General features: G+C 72.3%; 11 protein-coding genes. 6 read left to right on the forward strand and 5 right to left on the reverse strand.

Annotated elements, in window-relative coordinates; genetic code table 11:
* Positions 1-495 precede the first annotated feature (495 nt).
* The 5 genes from FJ309_07220 to FJ309_07240 all read left to right on the forward strand — a co-directional run bounded on the left by FJ309_07220 (position 496) and on the right by FJ309_07240 (position 4,958).
* Complete coding sequence (locus tag FJ309_07220; GenBank protein ID MBM3954388.1) at positions 496-1,278, forward strand: CPBP family intramembrane metalloprotease; 783 nt, start codon at positions 496-498, stop codon at positions 1,276-1,278.
* A gap of 94 nt (positions 1,279-1,372) precedes the next feature.
* Positions 1,373-1,912 carry a DUF2617 family protein gene (locus FJ309_07225; protein MBM3954389.1) on the forward strand — a complete coding sequence of 180 codons (540 nt, stop codon included), beginning with the start codon at positions 1,373-1,375 and terminating at the stop codon, positions 1,910-1,912.
* Between the two features lie 77 nt (positions 1,913-1,989).
* Entirely contained in the window at positions 1,990-2,517 is a 528-nt protein-coding gene (locus FJ309_07230; protein MBM3954390.1) for a response regulator, read from the forward strand.
* A 50-nt stretch (positions 2,518-2,567) separates the two neighbouring features.
* Positions 2,568-3,503 carry a methylenetetrahydrofolate reductase [NAD(P)H] gene (metF, locus tag FJ309_07235; GenBank protein ID MBM3954391.1) on the forward strand — a complete coding sequence of 312 codons (936 nt, stop codon included), beginning with the start codon at positions 2,568-2,570 and terminating at the stop codon, positions 3,501-3,503.
* Between the two features lie 204 nt (positions 3,504-3,707).
* Positions 3,708-4,958, forward strand: coding sequence for a cation:proton antiporter (locus FJ309_07240; GenBank protein ID MBM3954392.1), 1,251 nt, complete (start codon positions 3,708-3,710; stop codon positions 4,956-4,958).
* 26 nt (positions 4,959-4,984) lie between these two features.
* Here FJ309_07240 and FJ309_07245 read toward each other — a convergent pair whose 3' ends face one another.
* Positions 4,985-6,856 carry a hypothetical protein gene (locus tag FJ309_07245; protein ID MBM3954393.1) on the reverse strand — a complete coding sequence of 624 codons (1,872 nt, stop codon included), beginning with the start codon at positions 6,854-6,856 and terminating at the stop codon, positions 4,985-4,987.
* A 107-nt stretch (positions 6,857-6,963) separates the two neighbouring features.
* Positions 6,964-10,683, reverse strand: a complete 3,720-nt coding sequence (locus FJ309_07250) for a hypothetical protein (GenBank protein MBM3954394.1) — start codon at positions 10,681-10,683, stop codon at positions 6,964-6,966.
* 198 nt (positions 10,684-10,881) lie between these two features.
* Here FJ309_07250 and FJ309_07255 point away from each other — a divergent pair, with 198 nt between their 5' ends.
* The gene (locus FJ309_07255) at positions 10,882-13,122 is read left to right on the forward strand and encodes a patatin-like phospholipase family protein (protein MBM3954395.1); all 2,241 of its coding nucleotides are present in this window, start codon (positions 10,882-10,884) and stop codon (positions 13,120-13,122) included.
* Between the two features lie 16 nt (positions 13,123-13,138).
* Here FJ309_07255 and FJ309_07260 read toward each other — a convergent pair whose 3' ends face one another.
* Genes FJ309_07260 through FJ309_07270 form a run of 3 tightly spaced genes read right to left on the reverse strand, consistent with a single transcriptional unit; the run spans position 13,139 to position 17,723 of the window.
* Positions 13,139-14,632, reverse strand: a complete 1,494-nt coding sequence (locus FJ309_07260; protein MBM3954396.1) for a DUF1501 domain-containing protein — start codon at positions 14,630-14,632, stop codon at positions 13,139-13,141.
* Positions 14,633-14,643: 11 nt separating this feature from the next.
* Entirely contained in the window at positions 14,644-16,935 is a 2,292-nt protein-coding gene (locus tag FJ309_07265; GenBank protein MBM3954397.1) for a DUF1553 domain-containing protein, read from the reverse strand.
* 38 nt (positions 16,936-16,973) lie between these two features.
* A complete protein-coding gene (locus tag FJ309_07270; protein ID MBM3954398.1) occupies positions 16,974-17,723 on the reverse strand; it encodes a DUF480 domain-containing protein in 750 nt (249 codons plus the stop codon).
* Positions 17,724-17,748 lie beyond the last annotated feature (25 nt).

Genomic DNA, 17,748 nt, shown 5'->3' on the forward strand with positions numbered 1-17,748 from the left:
CCCCCCATCGATCGGCATTCCGGAAGGCGCTGCGGCCATCCCTCCGGATCACGGCACGCAGCCGCGGTGTGCTCCAGGGTCGCTTCTCACCGATCGGCGGCGATCGGTATCACGACATGTGGATCGATCGTCCGCGTGCCGAATGGCTCGTTTCGTCGTGCCTCCACGCCAGGTGTGTCGAGCGATCAGTCACGCAGCCACCGTGTCGCAGGTGCCGCGTCCTCCCGCCACGAAGCGCTCCGGCAACGGTGGCCCTCGTGACCGCCGCGTGCCGCGATGGGGTGGCATTCTGTGAACGACGTCGATCTTGTCAAGGCTGCGTCGTCCGCGGCGGGACTCGCGGCAGTCGTGCGGTGGCGCGTCGGTGTCGGCCGCGCAGCGCATGCCAGCATGCAGTCACGCGGGCGCTTGCACGGCCGTCGCCGAGCGGGCACAACACATCCGCGGAGGCAGGGCGCGCCGCGGCGGCGGCCGGCAGGACCGGGTGCTCGATCGATGCAGCCACCGTTCGCAGACGACCCCGAGCCGCTGGATCCGGCGCCCGATGCCGGTGCCGTCGGGGAGTGGGATGGCCCTGGCGCCGATGCGTCGGAGCCCGGCTACTGGGAACTGTCGCGCACGCCGCTCACGAGCCTCGTGTTCACGCTCCCGCTGGTCTTGGCGTACGAGGGGGGCGTGCTCCTCCGCGGCCGCGGCACGCCGCGCAACGGCGCCGACGTCTGGCTGCGCCAGGCCCTCGACGCACTCGGTTTCGGTTCCTATTTCTTCCTCCCCGTGCTCACCGTGCTCGGGCTCCTCGCCTGGCACCACGTCGAGCACGACCGCTGGCGCTTCCGCCCCGCCGTGCTGCTGGGAATGGCCCTCGAATCGCTCCTGTTGGCGGCGGTGCTCGTCGGCGTGGCGCGGCTCCAGGACCGGATCTGGCCCCTCGATGTGGCACTGGTGCGCGAGGGGTTTTTGGCCCGGGTGATCGGCTACTGCGGTGCCGGGCTGTACGAGGAGGTGCTGTTCCGCTTGCTGCTGCTGCCGGCACTGGCATGGCTCGTGGGGCGGGTGTTCGGCGATGGCGCGCCGGCCTACGGCGCGGGGGTGATCCTGTCGAGCCTCCTGTTCAGCCTCGCCCATTACGTCGGCCCGCTCAGCGATGCCTTCTCCGTCTACAGTTTCACGTTCCGGTTTCTCGCCGGGTTGTTCTTCGCCGGCGTGTTGTTGGTGCGTGGTTTCGGCATCGCTGCCGGCACGCACGCGGCCTACGACATGCTCGTCGGCCTGTTCTGACAAGCGCGCCCTGCGGCATGGTGGCTGGCGCATGGAAGACCTATACTCCGCAACGGCTGCGGGATCGTCCGCGGTGCCATCCCGGAGTCGACCCGTGCTCTCGGCCCGTCCCCGCATCTGCGACCTGGTGTTCCAGTTGTACGGACGGGCCCTGCACCCCGAGCTGTTCGTCGTCCTCGCCAGCCGCACGATCGAACGGGGGGCCTACCAGGCGACGGTGGCGATCACCTCCGCCGGGCACCTCGTCTGCTGGCGCCGTGGCGGGCTGACGCTCACCGAGATCGCCGCCAGCGCCGAGCAGCCGTTGCCGCACAAGCGGCGGCTCCTCTCCCATCGCCTCGTCGGCGAACGGAGCGACAGCCTCGAATGCCGCGGTGGGACGGGCTACCAGACGGCGTTCCAACTCGAGACCGTGGCCCCGGAGGTGTTCTGGACGTTCCAGCAGGAACTGGCCACCGAGGGGGAGCGGCACGGGCTGCTCCACCGCTTCGATTCCGCGTCGCGCATCGCGCTGGGCGCGATCAGCTGGTTGAACATCGAGACCCGGACGAAGACGCTGTCGGTGCACGCGTTCCACACCTTCCCGGACGATCGGGCGATCGTGAAGAGCCAGTCGCTGTTCGAGATTCCCTGACGGAGCTCGCCCCGGGCCTGCCTCCCGGGTGCCCTGCCCCTTTCCGGAACGCGGCCGAGCGCCGTGGAGACGCCGCCATGACCCGCTCCGACGCCGCCGTCCCACCGTCCGCAGCACCGGGGGACGGTCCCGCCGACGCACCCAAGCGCCCGCGGAGCCGGGTGCTGATCGCCGACGACAACGAGCCCAATCGCGAGCTCCTCGAGGTGTACCTCGCCGACATCGACTGCGAAATCGCCACCGCGGTCGACGGGGCCGACACGCTGGCCAAGGTCTCCGCCTTCGCGCCCGACGTGATCCTCCTCGACGTGATGATGCCCAAGCTGTCCGGCTTCGAGGTCTGCCAGCGGCTGAAGCGTGATCCCGCCACCAGCCCGATCATGATCCTGATGGTCACGGCCCTCGGCGAATTGGGCGACATCGAGCGCGCCGTCGAGGCGGGGACCGATGATTTCCTCTCCAAGCCCGTCAACAAGGTGGAGCTGGTCAAGCGCGTCGAGAACATGCTCAAGCTGCGGCATGTCAGCGACGAGCTCGAGCGCCTCCGTGCCTACATCGCCACGATGGACGACGAGAAGCCGCCGCGGCCGCGGCCGCGCCCCTGAGCGGCCAGCCGGCGGCGATCGCCGCCGTGGGGGGCTTCGCCCACGGGCGGATGAGACTAGGTTCGACCGACAAGGAATCCCACGGGAGTTGCCGCGTGTCGCCATTCGATGCTTACCGGGAAGGGCGGTTCGGCCTGTCGTTCGAGTTGTTTCCACCGAAGACGGCCGAGTCGGAGGCGATGCTGTGGCGGACGATGGCCGAACTGGCCCGGTTCGAGCCGGCGCTGGTCACCTGCACCTACGGCGCCGGCGGGTCGACGCGTGGCAAGACGCTCGACATCCTCTCCGGAGTCCGGTCGCGGCATCCTGAAATTCCCCTCGCCAGCCACCTGACCTGCGTCGGCAGCACGGTCGACGAGATCCGCGACTACCTCCGCGCCGCCGAAGCCCGGGGAGTCGACGCGATCGTCGCCCTCCGCGGAGACCCGCCGCAGGGGCAGACCGCCTTCGAGGCCGTGGCCGGTGGGCTGCGCTGGGCGTCGGAATTGGTGGAACTGGTGCGCCGGGAGTTTCCCCGGTTCGGGATCCTCGTCGCCGGATACCCCGAGACCCACCAGGAAGCGGTCAGCCCGCAGGCCGATCTGGACAACCTGGCGCGGAAGTGCGCCGCCGGCGGGGACGTCGTCGTCACGCAGCTGTTCTACGACAACGACGATTTCTTCCGCTTCCGCGACCGCTGCGATGCCGTCGGGATCGTCGCCCCGATCGTCCCGGGGATCATGCCGGTGACCAACTACCAGCAGGTGCGGCGGATCGCCAGCCTCTGCAAGGCGAAGCTTCCGGAAACGCTGTCGCGGGCCCTCGAAGCGGCCGGCGACGACGAGGTGGCGCAGTTCGAGGCCGGCGTCGAGTTCGCCAGCCGCCAGGTGCGTGGGCTGCTCGACGGCGGGGTCGCCGGGATCCACTTCTACGTCCTCAACAAGTCGCCGGCCACGGCGCGCGTCCTCGAGCAGGTGGGGCTCGGGTTCGGCGGGGAGCGCCGGTAGGTTTCGTGGACGCGGCGCTCGGCCCACTGGTGCGGCCGACGGCGCCACGGGGAAACCGATGGCGTGTCCCCGGCGGCGCCCTGACGGCTGCGACCGACCATCGGCATTTCCCCCCGACCATGCGGGGTGGGCGTTTGCGTTGCGAATGGTCGTCTCGACAAGTATCGTAGCGACATTTTTTTCCGCCCTTCCTTCGGCGCGGCGATGACGCAGACCGACTGGACGACCCTCTCGCTTCATTTGGCGGCGATGCTGGCCACGGCCCTGGTCCTCGGCGCGGCGGCGCGCCGGCTCGGCATCCCGGCGGTCGTCGGCGAGATCGCCGGCGGCCTGCTCCTCGGCCCGACGGTGCTCGGGCGGGTGGCGCCGGAGGTGTTCGCGTGGCTGTTCCCGCCGTCGGGGCCGGTGGCATCGGCGCGCGGCGCCGTGGCGCGGGTCGGGATGCTGTTCTTCATCGTCACCATCGGCCTCGACATCAGTGTCGCCGAGTTGCGGCGCAGCGGGCGGCGCTCGCTGCTGGTGGGGAGCGTCGGCACGTTCGTGCCGCTGCTGCTCGGGTTCGCGATGTGCTACCTGTTCCCCGACGTGATCGGCGTCACCGCCAAGGACCGGTTCGCGACGGCGCTGTTCATGGGGTCGCTGCTGTCGCTCTCCGCCAACCCGGTGATCGCCCGGATCCTGATGGACATGGGGCTGTTCAGGAGCGACATCGGGCGGACGATCATGTCGGCGACGCTCGTCGACGACCTCGTCGGCTGGGGATTGTTCGCGGTGATCCTCGCCGAGTTCGCCCCGCGCGCCGCCGGCGGTGGATCGGGATCGGGCCTGGCGGTCCTCGGCGCGGCGGCGCTGTTCCTCGTCGGCATCGCCCTGGCGGGCCGGTTCGTCATCCCGGGGCTGTTTTCCTGGGCGCGGCAGCACCTTCCCTACCCCAGTGGTGCGATTTCGCTGGTGCTGGCGCTGGCCCTGGTCGGCGCGGCCGGCTCGGAGCACCTCGGGCTGCATTCGTTCCTCGGCGCGTTCGTGATGGGGATCGCGCTGGCCGGGACGGCGGCGCGGTTCCCGGAGCCGTTCGCCGTCATCGGTGAATTCGCCTACGCCGCGTTCACGCCGGTGTTCTTCGTGTCGATGGCGATCAGCGCCGATTTTCTGGCCGGTTTCGACCCCTGGTTGGTCGGGCTGATCACCGCGGTCGCGTTCCTCGGCAAGATCACCGGCGTCTACACCGGTGGCCGGATCGCCGGCATGGATCACCGCCAGGCGCTGGCGGTGGGCTGCGGCCTCAACGCCCGAGGGATCCTCGGGATCGTGATGGCGGCGGCGGCCTTCGACGCCGGCCTGATCGACCTGCGGCTGTTCGTGGCCTGCGTGCTGATGTGCGTGATCACGACGATGGCCGCCGGCCCCGCGCTCGGAGCCCTCGTCGGCCCGGCGCGGGGCGGCGCCGTCGCGTAGGGGCAGCGCCGCCCCGCGCTGCGGTGTCAGAACGGGATGCCGTCGGTGCCCGACGGCTTCCCGTCGTCGTCAGGAAACGAATCGCCGTCGGAGGTCAGTGGGCCGTCGCCGGGGCGGAAGCGGCGGCGCGGCGGCTTGAGTGGTTTGGGGCGGCGGTCCGCCCCCGGCGGTTCGGCGGCGGCCTCCTTGGCGAGCCGCGCGAGGGCGCCGTGTCCGTACGCCGGCGCGAGGTGCACCTGGAAGGCCGGCGTCGCCCCGTCGCCCGAGACCACCGTCGCGGCCGGGCCGAGGAGCGGATGGGGGCGGGGATTGGCGATCTCGCCGGGGAGGAACACCGGGCGGGCGAACGTCTGCCAGCCGCCGAGGACCGCCAGACCGCCGTCGTCGTCCGGGCCGATCGCCGTCGGCGCGATACAGGTCGCGATCCCCGTGGCGCGGGAGATCAACTCGGCCGTCACCATGTCGAGGCCACCGCCGAGGGCGATCTTCGTCTGGAAGCCCGAGGCGACGGTGTCACCATCGCGGCCGTAGATCGCCGGCAGCTGCGCCAGCGACTGCGTGCCGGCCACGAAGGAGAGCCGCATATCGCGGCAGGTGTGGAGGAGGTTGGGGAGATCGGGCAACGGCCCGGCCGCGGCCAGCTCGTCGATCGCCACGAGCGTCTTGTGGGGGAGGCAGCTCGAGGGGCTGCTCCGCGCCGTCTCCTGGAGGGCATGGAGGAGGTCGCCGAGGAGCAGGGCGATCACGACCCGGAGGTGGACGATGTCCTGCCCGTCGATCTCGACGACGAGGACCCCGCCATTGCGGGCGAAGGCCCCGAAATCGACCTCGTGGGTGCCGAGGAACGGCGCGAGCTCGTCGACGAAGGCAGTCGACTCGGCCACCGTGTTGGCAACGGTCTCGCCGTTGCTGTTGCGCTCCACGTGCCGGGCGAAGCCGCGCAGGAACGGCGACCGCCTGTGCATCCGGGCGAAGTCCTCGTAGAACCCGCCGACGATCACGTCACGGAGGTAGGGGAGCGTGCAGGCCTTCGCCGGGAGATCACGGCCCATCGCCTCGATCGCGAATTTGAGGAAGTCCGCGGCCTGGTTGTAGGCCCACACCCCGCCGTCGTGGCGCGACGGGCCCCCGGCCGCCGACACGAGGAACTCCGCCAGCCGCTTGGCCCGCACGATGTCGGTGCAGGTGGCCAGCGGGTTGTAGCCGAGGGAGCGGTCGGGGGACCGCGGGGCGACGAGCATGAACTCGTCGCCGCGGCCGAAGGCATGGGCGAGGCGGCGGATGACGCGAGTCTGTTTCTGCCCCTTGACGTTGATCACGACCACCGCCCAGCGTTGCTCGAGAGCGTGGACGACCGACGGGAAGGTCACCGACTCGGTCTTCCCCGATCCCGAGCGTCCGATCACCAGCAGGTTCGGCGACTGGCGACCGAGCGGGAGCGGCAGCCCGAGCGAGCCGACGACCCCGGGCTTCGGGTCGTGGGCGATGGCGAACGAGGGCAGCAGGCGGACGTGGTCTTCGGGAGCGGCATCGGCCGCCGCCTCGCGGCGCGCCAGGTCGGCACTGCCGGCCGGCACGCCGTTGCCGTAGGGACCGTCACCGAGGAACGTGACCCCTGGCGTGGTGAGGAATCCCGGCGTGGGGAAAAGAATGCCCTCCCAGAACGCGAGTTCGTCGCGCTTGCCGTGCCGGTCGGGTCGCCGCCAGCGGTTGGGATCGTTCGGCCGACCGCGGTCGGGACGCGGCGGTTCTTCGTCGGGAGAGTGGTCGTGATTGGATCCGGAGTCGAGCAAGGGGCACCTGGCACGCGGGAGGTGGCGGGAGGGAAACCGGCGGGCGGATGAGTGGATAAGCAGAGGGCGTGCCAACCGTGCCGATGACAGAAAAAACGAAAACACCTCAAAAAACGCTCGATGGCGTCATCGGGGGCCAGGGAGTCAGCCGGAAACGCTCCGGACAACCAGGTCAGTTGTCCGGATTCCTCGCGCCGCTTCCGCCCTTCCCGTCACAGCCGGCGCGTACGCGGCAACTCAAACTTGCAGGCGGCCGCGATCTGCCGCAGTGACTCGTCGCTGCGGATGTCGACGCCGGTGAGCAGCAGGATCGCCATCTCGCGCAGCACGCGGCCCGCCTGAGCGTCGATCGAGCCCGGGAGGGTGTGTTTCTCGAGATGCCTCCACAGCGGTTCCCAGGAGACGTCGGCGAGCGGGAAGCGCAGCCTCTTCACCTTGCCCGGATCGACACGCCGCTTCTCCTTGGCGCCGTCCTCCGCCGCCAACGCGACCAGCAGCCACTTGGCAACGAACGGCGCCGAGAACCGGTATGAGCGGACACTGTCCCGGCCGAAGCGCACGATGCCGTCGAGCACCGCGACGGCGAGCCGCTCGGCCTCGTCGGCCGCGACCCGCTCGCCATCGAGGCTCCGGACGAGCCTTTCGGTCTGGGCGGCGGTCGACTGCGCGAGCATCGTCGCCGCGGGCTTGCGAATCGCATGGCCTCCGTCCGGATCGCTTCCCAGCACCACCAGCCGCCGGCACAGTTCGCGCGCGTCGGGGATCGCCGTCAGCTCCCGGATCGCCACCGTGTCCTCGAGCGGCCATTCGATCCGTGGGCGCGGGACCGGTCCGGTGGCCGACCGGTGGCGTACCGGAGACGGCACGGTCGGAACCTCCACCGCCGTCCAGGTGACGTGGACCGCGACGAGCGGCGGGGCGCCGCCGGGGACGGGTTCGTCGGCGCCGATCCCCAGCGCCCGCGCCAGCGCCGCATCGCGGATCGTCGCATCGCCCGCGCGGTCGAGTTCGTGTGCCAGTCGCTCGGCGACCTGCTCGAGCTGGCGGAAATTGCCGGGCCAGGGATGGTGGAGGAGGCGTTCCAGGGCCCGCTGCTCGAAAGCCATGCCGAGCCCGCGCTGATCCGCGGCCGCCGGCCCACGGCGTGCCCGGTCGAACATCCACAGGAACGTCGGCAGGATCTCCAGCGGCCGGGCGCGGAGCGGCGGAAGCTCGCAGCGGTGGCCGAACCGGTCGATGAGATCGGCACGGACCCGGCGTTCGCGCACCAGCGGCCCGATTCCGTCGAGGGTTTCGGCCTCGTTGGTGCTGGCGAGAAGGAACAGGCGGCTGCGGAACGGCTCCACCGCCCCGATGGCCTGCCCGGTGCCGAACTGGAGGAACCGCAGCAACGCCGGCTGGAATTGCTCCTGGAGGACCGCCGAACCGGCGGCGAATTCGTCGAGCACGAGGACACCGCCGTCGCCGACCGTCTCGAACAACCCCTTCCGGTCGGCGCTCGCCCCCGTGAACGATCCCTTGTCGTGGCCGAACAGCGCCGACAGCATCAGCGATTCGGGCAGCCCGGCGACGTTGGCCGGCACGAGTGGCGTCTCGCCGCCGAGCGTCCGTTGCACGATCGCCCCCATGCTCTCCTTGCCACTCCCCGGTGGACCGACGACGAGAAAGCAGTAGCAGCGGTACGTGCCCGTGGCGACGTCGTGACGGTACGACCGCCACGCCTGGCGGACGCGGTCGATGAATTCGTCGTGGATCGAGACCGTCGGTTTGCTGCGGAAGATCAACTGTCCCTGGCGGTCGCCGCCGGGCGGGAGATGGACGCACGATCGGCAGGTGATCGACAGCAGCGGCCGGCCAACGGGGCCCGACACCCGCAACTCGATCTCCGAGTCGCCGCCGACTACCGCCGTGCTGCCTTCGCGGGTATCGAGCGCCCGCCACAGGCCGCCGAAGTGCTCGTCGGCCTTGCAGCTCCGGGTGAACGGCTCGTCGAGATCTGCCTTGTCGAGGAGCTCGACCTCGAGGTCGACCGACGGATGGACCATCGGGAAGCGCGAGCCCTCGGGGGCGTCGCGCTGCTCGACACGGCGGCAGCGGTAGCCGATCTCGACGGACCGACGCCGTCCGTCCACGTACGCCTGGACCAGCCGGTCGATGCCCGGCCGCTGCTCGGCGAACAGCAGCTGGACCCCGGCGAGCGTTCCCAGCCAGTGGTTGCCGGCGATCACGAGGATATCGCGGTCTTCGGGGCCGCGCGTGAGGTAGACGATCCCGACGTCGGTGTCGCGGTCGACTTCGTCCGCACTCGGCACCGCCACGTGCCGCAGGAGCTTGTGGTCGGTCACCAGCGACTGGTCGCCCTCGAGGCCGGCAAGTTCGTACCGGTTGGGGAACCCGATCGCCCCGAGGAGGGTGGCCAGTTGCGGCCGGGCGTCGGCGGTGGCCCCGTCGACCGCGTCGGCACCGAGGAACGCCCGCGGATTGCCGAGGATCAGCAGAGGCCCGCTCGCCGGGAGCCGCGCTCCCTCGTCGACCAGCGCCTTGAACGCCGCCGATCCGCCGTGCCGCGCGGCGAGCACGCGCTGCCAGTGGGCGACGCGCTGCCACCACTCGCCGTCGAGCCCGGCGAGCGTGGCGACGACGCTGCCCGGGGAAGCCCCGAGGGCGAGGACGTCGGCGATCGAGGCGGCGAGCGATGCGTCGTCGGCCGCGGCGCGGCGATGGGGGACGTTTTCCGGCACCGGCACCTCGTGGAGGCCGGGGAGCGCCGCCTCAAGGAGATCCTTGGCCGTCGCATCGTCGCGGCGGTCGACCGGATACGACTTGACCACGACCGACACGCTCCCCCGGCGGGTGAGGTGGTCGGCGAGCAGTCCGGTCCCGAGGCGCCCCGGCGGAGCCGACGGGAGCAGCGGGGTGAACCGGACCTCGGCCTCGCGGATCGTCAGCTCGGACGGCACGGCGACGTCATCGGTGACGACGAAGTCGACGTCGATCGGGGCCGTCGCCGAGAGCGGCGGCTCGTCCGTGCCGTCGACCTGCGGGCGGACGCGGTACAGCAGGGCGACCTCGTGCCGCTTCCCGTCGGCGAACTCGGCGACGAGCTGCTGGAGCCGGTTGCGCGCGTGGTCGCAGCAGATCCGCACCCCGCCGAGCGTGCCGAACGGGTGCGAACTTCCCGACACGACCATCACGGTCCTCCCGGCCGCCGTGCGGCCGAGGTGGATCAGCCCGATGTCGACGAACGGCCGCGAGTCCACCGGCGTGATCGGGTGGTGGCGCCGCACGGGGCGCAGCTCCTCGATCCCGGCGCTGGCGGCGCGCTTGAAGGCGTTGATCGACTGGAAGCGGCGCGCGTAGCCGCTCTCAATCAGCAACGCGCGGAGCTCCGTGTCGTGGGGGTCCGGCTCCGTCGGGTGGTCGAGCGGCGGATACCCGAGGTAGTCCTCAGGCGCCCCGACGACGATCAGCGGACCGGTCTGGGGCACTTGGTAGATGCGCCGGAGCCGTGCGGCGAACTGCGGCGTGCCGTAGTCGCCGAGGTCGAGCTGGGCGATCCATTCGCGGAGCACGCCCCCCGGGTCGAGCCCTTGGGCCCGGAGAAACCGGATCGCGGCGGCATCGGCGTCCGTGGCGGCATCGGCATCGGTGTCGGTGTCGGTGTCGGTGTCGGAAAGCGGCCGGTCGACGACCATCTCGTGGGCCCGGCGAATCGCGGCGACGTCCCGGCGGACGTAATGGGCGTTGGGGACGGGGAGGAAGGCGTAGTGCGGCAGCCGGGCGCGGAGCAGCGCCAGGCTCGTGCCGTCATGGCGGATGTCGAGGCTGCTGGTCTTGCAGAGCACCGTGCCCGGCCCGATCGCCGCGAGGAAGCGCATCAGGAGCGAGGGGCGGTCGGCGGACAGATCGGCGAACGTCGTGGTGGCGCGCACGGGCGAGCCTTGCTGGGAAGGGCGCGGAAGTGGGGACGGCACTGCCGCCTCGGCCGGCGGCGACCCCCACGCGGGCCGGTCCGCGGCGGCACGACCGTCATCTTCCGTTCTACCGCCGCGACGGGGCAGCGGCCGCGCCGGTGAACTAGGCTCTCCTGGCGGACGGCGCGGGGCCGTCGCCCCCCCGGCACCCTCCCGATGAACACGATCGCACTGGCGCTTTCCGGGGGCGGTTTCCGGGCGACGCTCCACCACCTCGGCGTCGTCCGCTACCTCCGCGATGCCGGGATCCTCCGGTCGGTCGGCGACATCGCCGCCGTCTCCGGCGGCAGCATCCTCGCCGCCCACCTGGCCCTCAACTGGTCGCGCTACTGCGGCTCCGACGAGGACTTCGCCGCCGCGGCGGCCGAAGTGATCCGCTTCGTCCAGTTCGACGTCCGCAACCGGATCGTCCGCCGCCTACCGCTGCTGTTTCCCTTCCGGCTCGCCGCCCGGCTCACCGGTCTGCCCGCCGGCCGGCTGGCGCCCAACGCCCTCCTCGAGCGCTACTACCGCAACTTCCTCTACGGCGACCGGCGCCTGTTCGAGCTGCCCGCCAGCCCTGCGGTCCACATCCTCGCCACCAACGTCAGCGACGGTGTGCTCGCCGTCTTCAACCGCGACGGGCTCCACGTCCAGAGCCGCGATCCCGACCATGCCGGCACGTTCCGCCACGTGCCCGGCTGGACGGCACCGATCGCCAAGGTAGTCGGGGCGTCGAGCGCGTTTCCCGGTTTCTTCCCACCGGTGGAGATCACCGCCGCCGACATCGGCGCCCGCGACGGCCAGTTTTCCACCGAGTCGTTCACCGATGGCGGGGTTTACGACAACCTCGGGATCCGCGCGATCCGCTGGCTGAAGGACGCCCGTGCCGGGACGCCGGCGATCGTGCTGGTGAGCGATGCCGGCAAGCCGTTCCAGATCCTCGACGACGCATCGCTCGGGTTCATCGCCCAGTCGATCCGCGCCACCGACATCCTCTGGGACCGTGTCTGGCAACTGGAGCGCGAGAACTTCGGCGAGCGCGACGGCTTCCACTTCATCCCGATCACGCGCGTCGTCGGCGGCGACGAGGATCCCCACGCCCTCCCGCGCGTCGTCCAGGCGGAGGTCGGCTCGATCCGCACCGACCTCGACCGGTTCACCGATCTGGAGATCAACGCCCTGGTGGGGCACGGCTACGAGGTGGCGCGGAGCGTCCACCGCCGGCTCGCCGATCCCGCCACGGGGCCGGTCCACGAGGGGCCGGTGTGGCTGCCACAGCCGGGAGCGGCGGCGCTGCGCGGCGCGCCCGCCGACGGCAGCCCGGCTGCCGGCACGGCGCGGCAGGCGGCGACCAATCCGGTGGCGCGGATCGCCGCCGACCTGCGCCGCTCGGGACGGCGGCGGACGGTGTCGGCGCTGTTCGCCCCGGGGGATTGGCCGAGCTGGGTGTTCCTCGCCCTCGGCCTGGTGGCTTTCGTCGTCCTCCCGCTGCGGTTCTGGCACCTCAATCACCGGGCCCGGATGCTGACCGGCGTGATCGACTCGATCGCCAAGGGGGATCCGGACATCCGCCTCGTCCTCGACCTGGTCGAGAACGACCCGCTCGACGGCTGGAGGCCGATCGCGATCACGCCGGCCGAGACGCTCCGACCCAACGCGGTCGACGGCGTTGAGATCCTCGCGCGCAGCGGAGTCGTCGACCTCCGCCGCGCCTGGGTGGGAGTCGGGGCGCGCGACGGGCTCGGCACCGTGCAGATCCGCGACCGGCTCACGGTGCGCGTGGCGGAGGGGGCCGCCCATCCCGTGATCCGCCTCCGCTCGACCAATGCCCTCGACGAGATCGAATACCGGCAGCCGGCCGGGCAGCCGCCGATCACGGCGCGGCGCGGGGTCGAGGAGGTCGACGGCCGGCCCGTGACGCGCTACGAGTTGACCTGCGACCTGTCCGGCGCGCCGCGCGGCGTGCCGGTGGCAATCGAGGTGGCGCTGCGCGCGGATGCTGCCGGGGCGGATGCCGTTCACCGTCGACCACCCCTGCGACATCCTCACGATGTGGATGCTGTTTCCCGAGGACCACCCCTACCGCACCTACCGCCTGCTGCACCATCCGCGCGGACGCGAGGCCGATGCCGAGCCGCTCGTGGCGCGGTACACGATCGACCATCCCTATGGCACGCTCATCGGCTGGTCGATCGTCAAGCCGGAGCCCGACACCGTCTACGAATGCCGCTGGACCGGCGACTGACGCCGCCGGCGCGCCGCGCTTCCCCCGCCCCGGCACCGCGCCGGCCGTGGACACCCGGGTCCGCTCACTGTCCGTGGACAAAGCCCTCTGAGGCCAGTGTCCACTCGAGCGACCGCGGGAAACGCCGAGGGTTTCCCGGGTCGCCGTCGGCCGCATCCGGCGGCCGGTGATTTTTTCCACGGTCTGCTACGCGATCACCGCGCCGATCGGCTGGGCGGGGAGGACGCCGGTGAGCTTCTCCGCCAGGCCGCCGTGGAAGTAGGTGAGGCGGCGGTGGTCGAGGCCGAGGAGGTGGAGGATCGTGGCGTGGAGGTCGCGGAGGTGGCGCGGGTCCTCGACCGCCCTCTCGCCGAAGTCGTCGGTGGCCCCGTAGGCCGTGCCCCCCTTCACGCCGCCGCCGGCGAGAAAGTAGGTGAATCCGCGTGGGTTGTGGTCGCGGCCCCCCGGCTTGCCGCCGGTGTTGAACGTCTCGGTCACCGGCATCCTCCCGAACTCCCCGCCCCAGACGACGAGCGTCGAGTCGAGGAGGCCGCGCCGCGCCAGGTCGGTGAGCAGGGCGGCGATCGGCCGGTCGACCTCCGGGCAGTGGAGGCGGAGGTTCTCCTCGATGCCGTGGTGGCCGTCCCAGGTGTTCTGGCCGCCCGCCGGGCCGCCGCCGGAGTAGATCTGCACGAAGCGCACGCCGCGTTCCACGAGGCGGCGCGCCAGCAGGCACTGCCGGCCGAACGTCGCCGGGCCCAGCGCCAGCGGATGCCAGTCGGGCTTCGGTTCGTCGACACCGTAGAGGGCGAGTGTCTCGGCCGACTCGCCCGCCAGGTCGAGGGCCTCGGGGGCGGCGAGCTGCATCGCGAAGGCGAGCTCGTAGCTGCGGATCCGCGCCGCCAGCTCGGAGGCGTGCTCGCGGCCGGCGGCGTGGGCGGCGTTGAGCCGGTTGATCAGGTCGATGCCGTCGCGCTGCGCCTGGCGGGAAATCCCCGGCGGTGGCGCGAGATTGCCGATCGCCGCGCCGGTCGGGCGGATGAGCGTGCCCTGGTAGGCGGCGGGCATGTAGCCGGCCGCCCAGTTGGGGGCGCCGCCGGTCGGGCCGCCGCGTGGGTCGAGCATCACGACATAGCCGGGGAGGTCGGCGTTCTCCGTGCCGAGGCCGTAGGTCACCCACGAGCCGACCGAGGGGTGGCCCTGGAGGATCCGGCCGCAGTTGGCCTGGAGGAGGGCGCTGCCGTGGGCGAACGAATCGGTGTACAGCGAGCGGACGACGGCCAGTGTGTCGACGTGGCGGGCGAGGTGGGGGAGGGCGTCGGAGCACCACAGCCCCGACTCGCCGTGGCGCGCGAAGGCGCGGCGGCTGGCCTGGAGCACGGCCTTGGTCGTGGCGCCGATGCGGAACTCGTTGTCCACCGTCTGCCCGTCGCGTGCCGCCAGCTCGGGCTTGAAGTCGAACAGGTCGATCTGCGACGGGCCGCCGAACATGAACAGGAAGATCACCGCCTTCGCCCGGGGCTCGCGCGGCGGCGCGCGCGCTGCCAGCGGGTCGGCGGCGGGTGCCTCGGCCGCGAGGAGCCGCCGCCCCGCCGCCCCGTCGCCGTCGAGGAGCGCCGCCAGCGCCAGCGACCCGAAGCCGGCGCCGGCCGTCGTGCAGAAGTGGCGCCGCGACTCGGGGAGGTGTTGGTGGGGGTCCATGGACGGCTCCGTCAGTCGACGTAGATCGCCTCGCTCGAGCCGAGCAGCGCGTGGCACAGCGCCGCCCACGCGGCATCGTCGCCGCCGTCGGCGCGCCGCGTGGCGAGGAACTCGCGCGCGGCGGCAGCTTCTTCGGCCGTGGGGGAGCGCTGGGAGACGAGGCTCCACAGACGCCCCAGTCGCGCCCCCTCGTCGGCCCCCGCCTCGTGGACAACGCGGTCGCGGAGCCGGGTCGCCTGGGCATGGACCCAGGGATCGTCGAGGAACAGCAGCGCCTGCGGTGCGGTCGTCGTCGTCGGGCGGATCGTCAGCGGCGCCGACCCGGCCGGGGCGTCGAGGACCTCGAGGAGCGGCAGCCGGACGGCGCGGCGCACGCCGAGGTAGACGCTGCGGCAGTCGTGGTCCGCGGGCGGGCTGTCGGGCCACCGGAAGCTCGCCTGGTTGGCTGCCGCGCGGATGTCGTCGGGAAGCGGCGGGTAGACGCCCGGACCGGAGGACTTCGTCCCCAGATGTCCGGCGATGGCGAGAAACGAATCACGGATCGCCTCGGCGTCGAGGCGGCGGAGCGACTGCCGCCAGAAATGACGGGCGTCGGGATCGGCGGCCTGTGCGGCCGGAATCGTCGCCCGCGACGTCATCCGGTAGGTGCGGCTGGCCATGATGATCCGGTGGAGGTGGTGGAGCGACCATCCCGAGGCGACCAGCTCGCCGGCGAGGAAGTCGAGCAGCGGCTGGTTCACCGGAGGAGCGCCGGTGTGCCCGAAGTCGTCGGGCGTGGCGACGATGCCGCTGCCGAAGTGGCGCTGCCAGACGCGGTTGGCGATCACGCGTGCGGTGAGCGGGTGCGCGGGGCTCGTGATCCACCTCGCCAGCGCCAGCCGCCGCCCCGACGAGGTGCCGATCGGCCTGATCGGCGGCGCTGCCCAGCGCCCGGCGAGGATCGCCGGCACGCCCGGCTCGACGCGCTCCCGCGGGGAGCCGGCGTCGCCGCGGTGGAGGACGAACGTCTCCGGCGGCTCGGGGAGCTCGACGACGGCCAGGGCGAGGGCGCCGCCGGCCGTGCCGAGCGGCCGCTGGATCCGCCCACGGCCGCGCGACCCGCCCCCGGTGTGGGGCTTGCCGTACGGCTCGATGCCGCGGAGGGAGGCGAGGAGTGCGTAGTAGTCGCGCTGCGCCAGCGGGTCGTATTTGTGGTCGTGGCAGCGGGCGCAGGAGATCGTGAGGCCGAGGAATGCGCTGCCGATCGTGCCGAGGACGTCGTCGGCGTCGTCGAAGTCGGCCTGGAGGGCGCTGGCCGGCTCGTCGTCCCACTGGTGGAGGCGGAGGAACCCGGTGGCGACCAGCGCCCGGTCGCGGCGCGCGTCGTCGGCGGGGAGCGCCGCCTCGTCGGCCCATTCGTCGCCGGCGAGTTGCTCGACGACGAATCGGTCGTAGGGGAGGTCGGTGGCGAAGGCGTCGATCACGTAGTCGCGGTAGCGCCAGGCGTCGGGCTTGTCGGAGTCGCGCTCGTAGCCGTTGGTCTCGGCGTAGCGCACCCAGTCGAGCCAGTAGCGCCCCCAGCGCTCGCCGTGGCGGCGCGAGGCGAGGAGGTCGTCGACGAGCCGGCGCCAGGCGGCGAGAGACGGATCGGCGGTGAACGCCGCCACCGCCTCCGGCGTCGGCGGCAGGCCGTGGAGATCGAACGTCGCCCGACGGACCAGTTCACGGGGCGTCGCCGGCGGGCTCGGGGCCAGCCCCGGCACCCGCTCCAGCCCCCGGGCCACGAGCCGATCGATCTTCTCCTCCGCCGGCAGCGCCGCTTCGGAACCCTTGAGCACCTGGGCTTCGATCGGTTGGAACGCCCACCAGTCCTCGTCGGCGGCCGTGATCACGAACGGCCGCGGCCGCAGCGCCGGGCCGCCAGGCGGATCCCCGCCCGCCGCGCGCGGGTCGACGGCCCCGGCCGCGATCCAGCGCTCGACGTCGCCGATCTCGGCGGGCGACAAGGGCGCCCCGGCATCGGGCGGGGGCATGCGCTCGAGTGGGTCGGTGCTGCGGACTCTCGCGAGCAGCCGGCTGGCGGCCGGATTACCGGGCACGATCGCGCCGGAATCCTCCCAGCCGGCCCGGTCGGTGAGGCGGAGGCCGGCGGCGGCGTCGGCGCCGGCGTGGCATTCGACGCACACGCGCTCGAGCAGCGGCCGGATCCGGCTCTCGAAGAACGCCTCCGGCTCGGCGCTTCCTGGCGCCGAGCCCGCCGCGACGACGAGCCCGACGGCGAGGGCCGTGGCACCGGACCGGCGATGCGACGGCGCGCGAGGCATGGCCGAGACTCCACGGGCCGTCGTCCGGCCCCGACGCTTCACTCGAGCAGCTTCTCCACCGCCGCCAGCCGCGCCGTCAGATCGGCGACGGTCGCTTCGAGATGGGCGACGCGCTCGGTGAGCTGCTCGACGCGCCCCGGCTGCGGCGCGGGAGTGGGGATCGCGGCGCGCGGCGCGGGGGGTGGGGCGCGATCGTCGTCGTCGGGCGGGCCCGCGGCGGCGGCGGCCGCCATCGCCAGTCCGAGCTGCGCCTTGACCTTCTCGAGCTTCTCCGGCGGCAGCAGGCCGTGGGTCAGCATCCGTCCCCGGCCGGGCGGGGAGAGCCACACCACCAGGCCGCGCGCCGCCAGGGCATCGAGGTGGTTGCGGAGGATCGTCAGGTCGGCGATCGGCTCCATCCGGCTGGCGCGGCCGCGGAGATCCCCCTCGCTCTGCTCACCGCGGAGGAGCAGCTCGGCGAGGATCGCCGCCTGCGGTCCCTCGACGCCGAGCCAGTCCCGGAGGTGGTGGCGGTAGCGCGGCACACGGCCGCTGCCGAACAGCTCGGCGGCGGCACCGATCGTGCGCAGGCTCCCGAGGGCGCGGCCGACCGCCTCCTCGTCGAGGTTCATCACCGGCTCGCGGTTGCTCTTCTGGTTGCAGCCGGAGACCAGCGTTAACAGCGACAGCGGGTATTGGTCGGGGGTCGTCTTCGCCTTCTCGACGAGGACGCCGAGGACGCGCCGCTCGGCGGCGTCCAGCGGCCGCACCTTGCCGAACTGTTTCTCCTCCTGGCCGGTGTCGTTCATGGGGGCTCCGGACCGCGGTGGCGGT

The sequence above is a fragment of the Planctomycetota bacterium genome, from assembly GCA_016872555.1.
Classification (GTDB): domain Bacteria; phylum Planctomycetota; class Planctomycetia; order Pirellulales; family UBA1268; genus F1-20-MAGs016.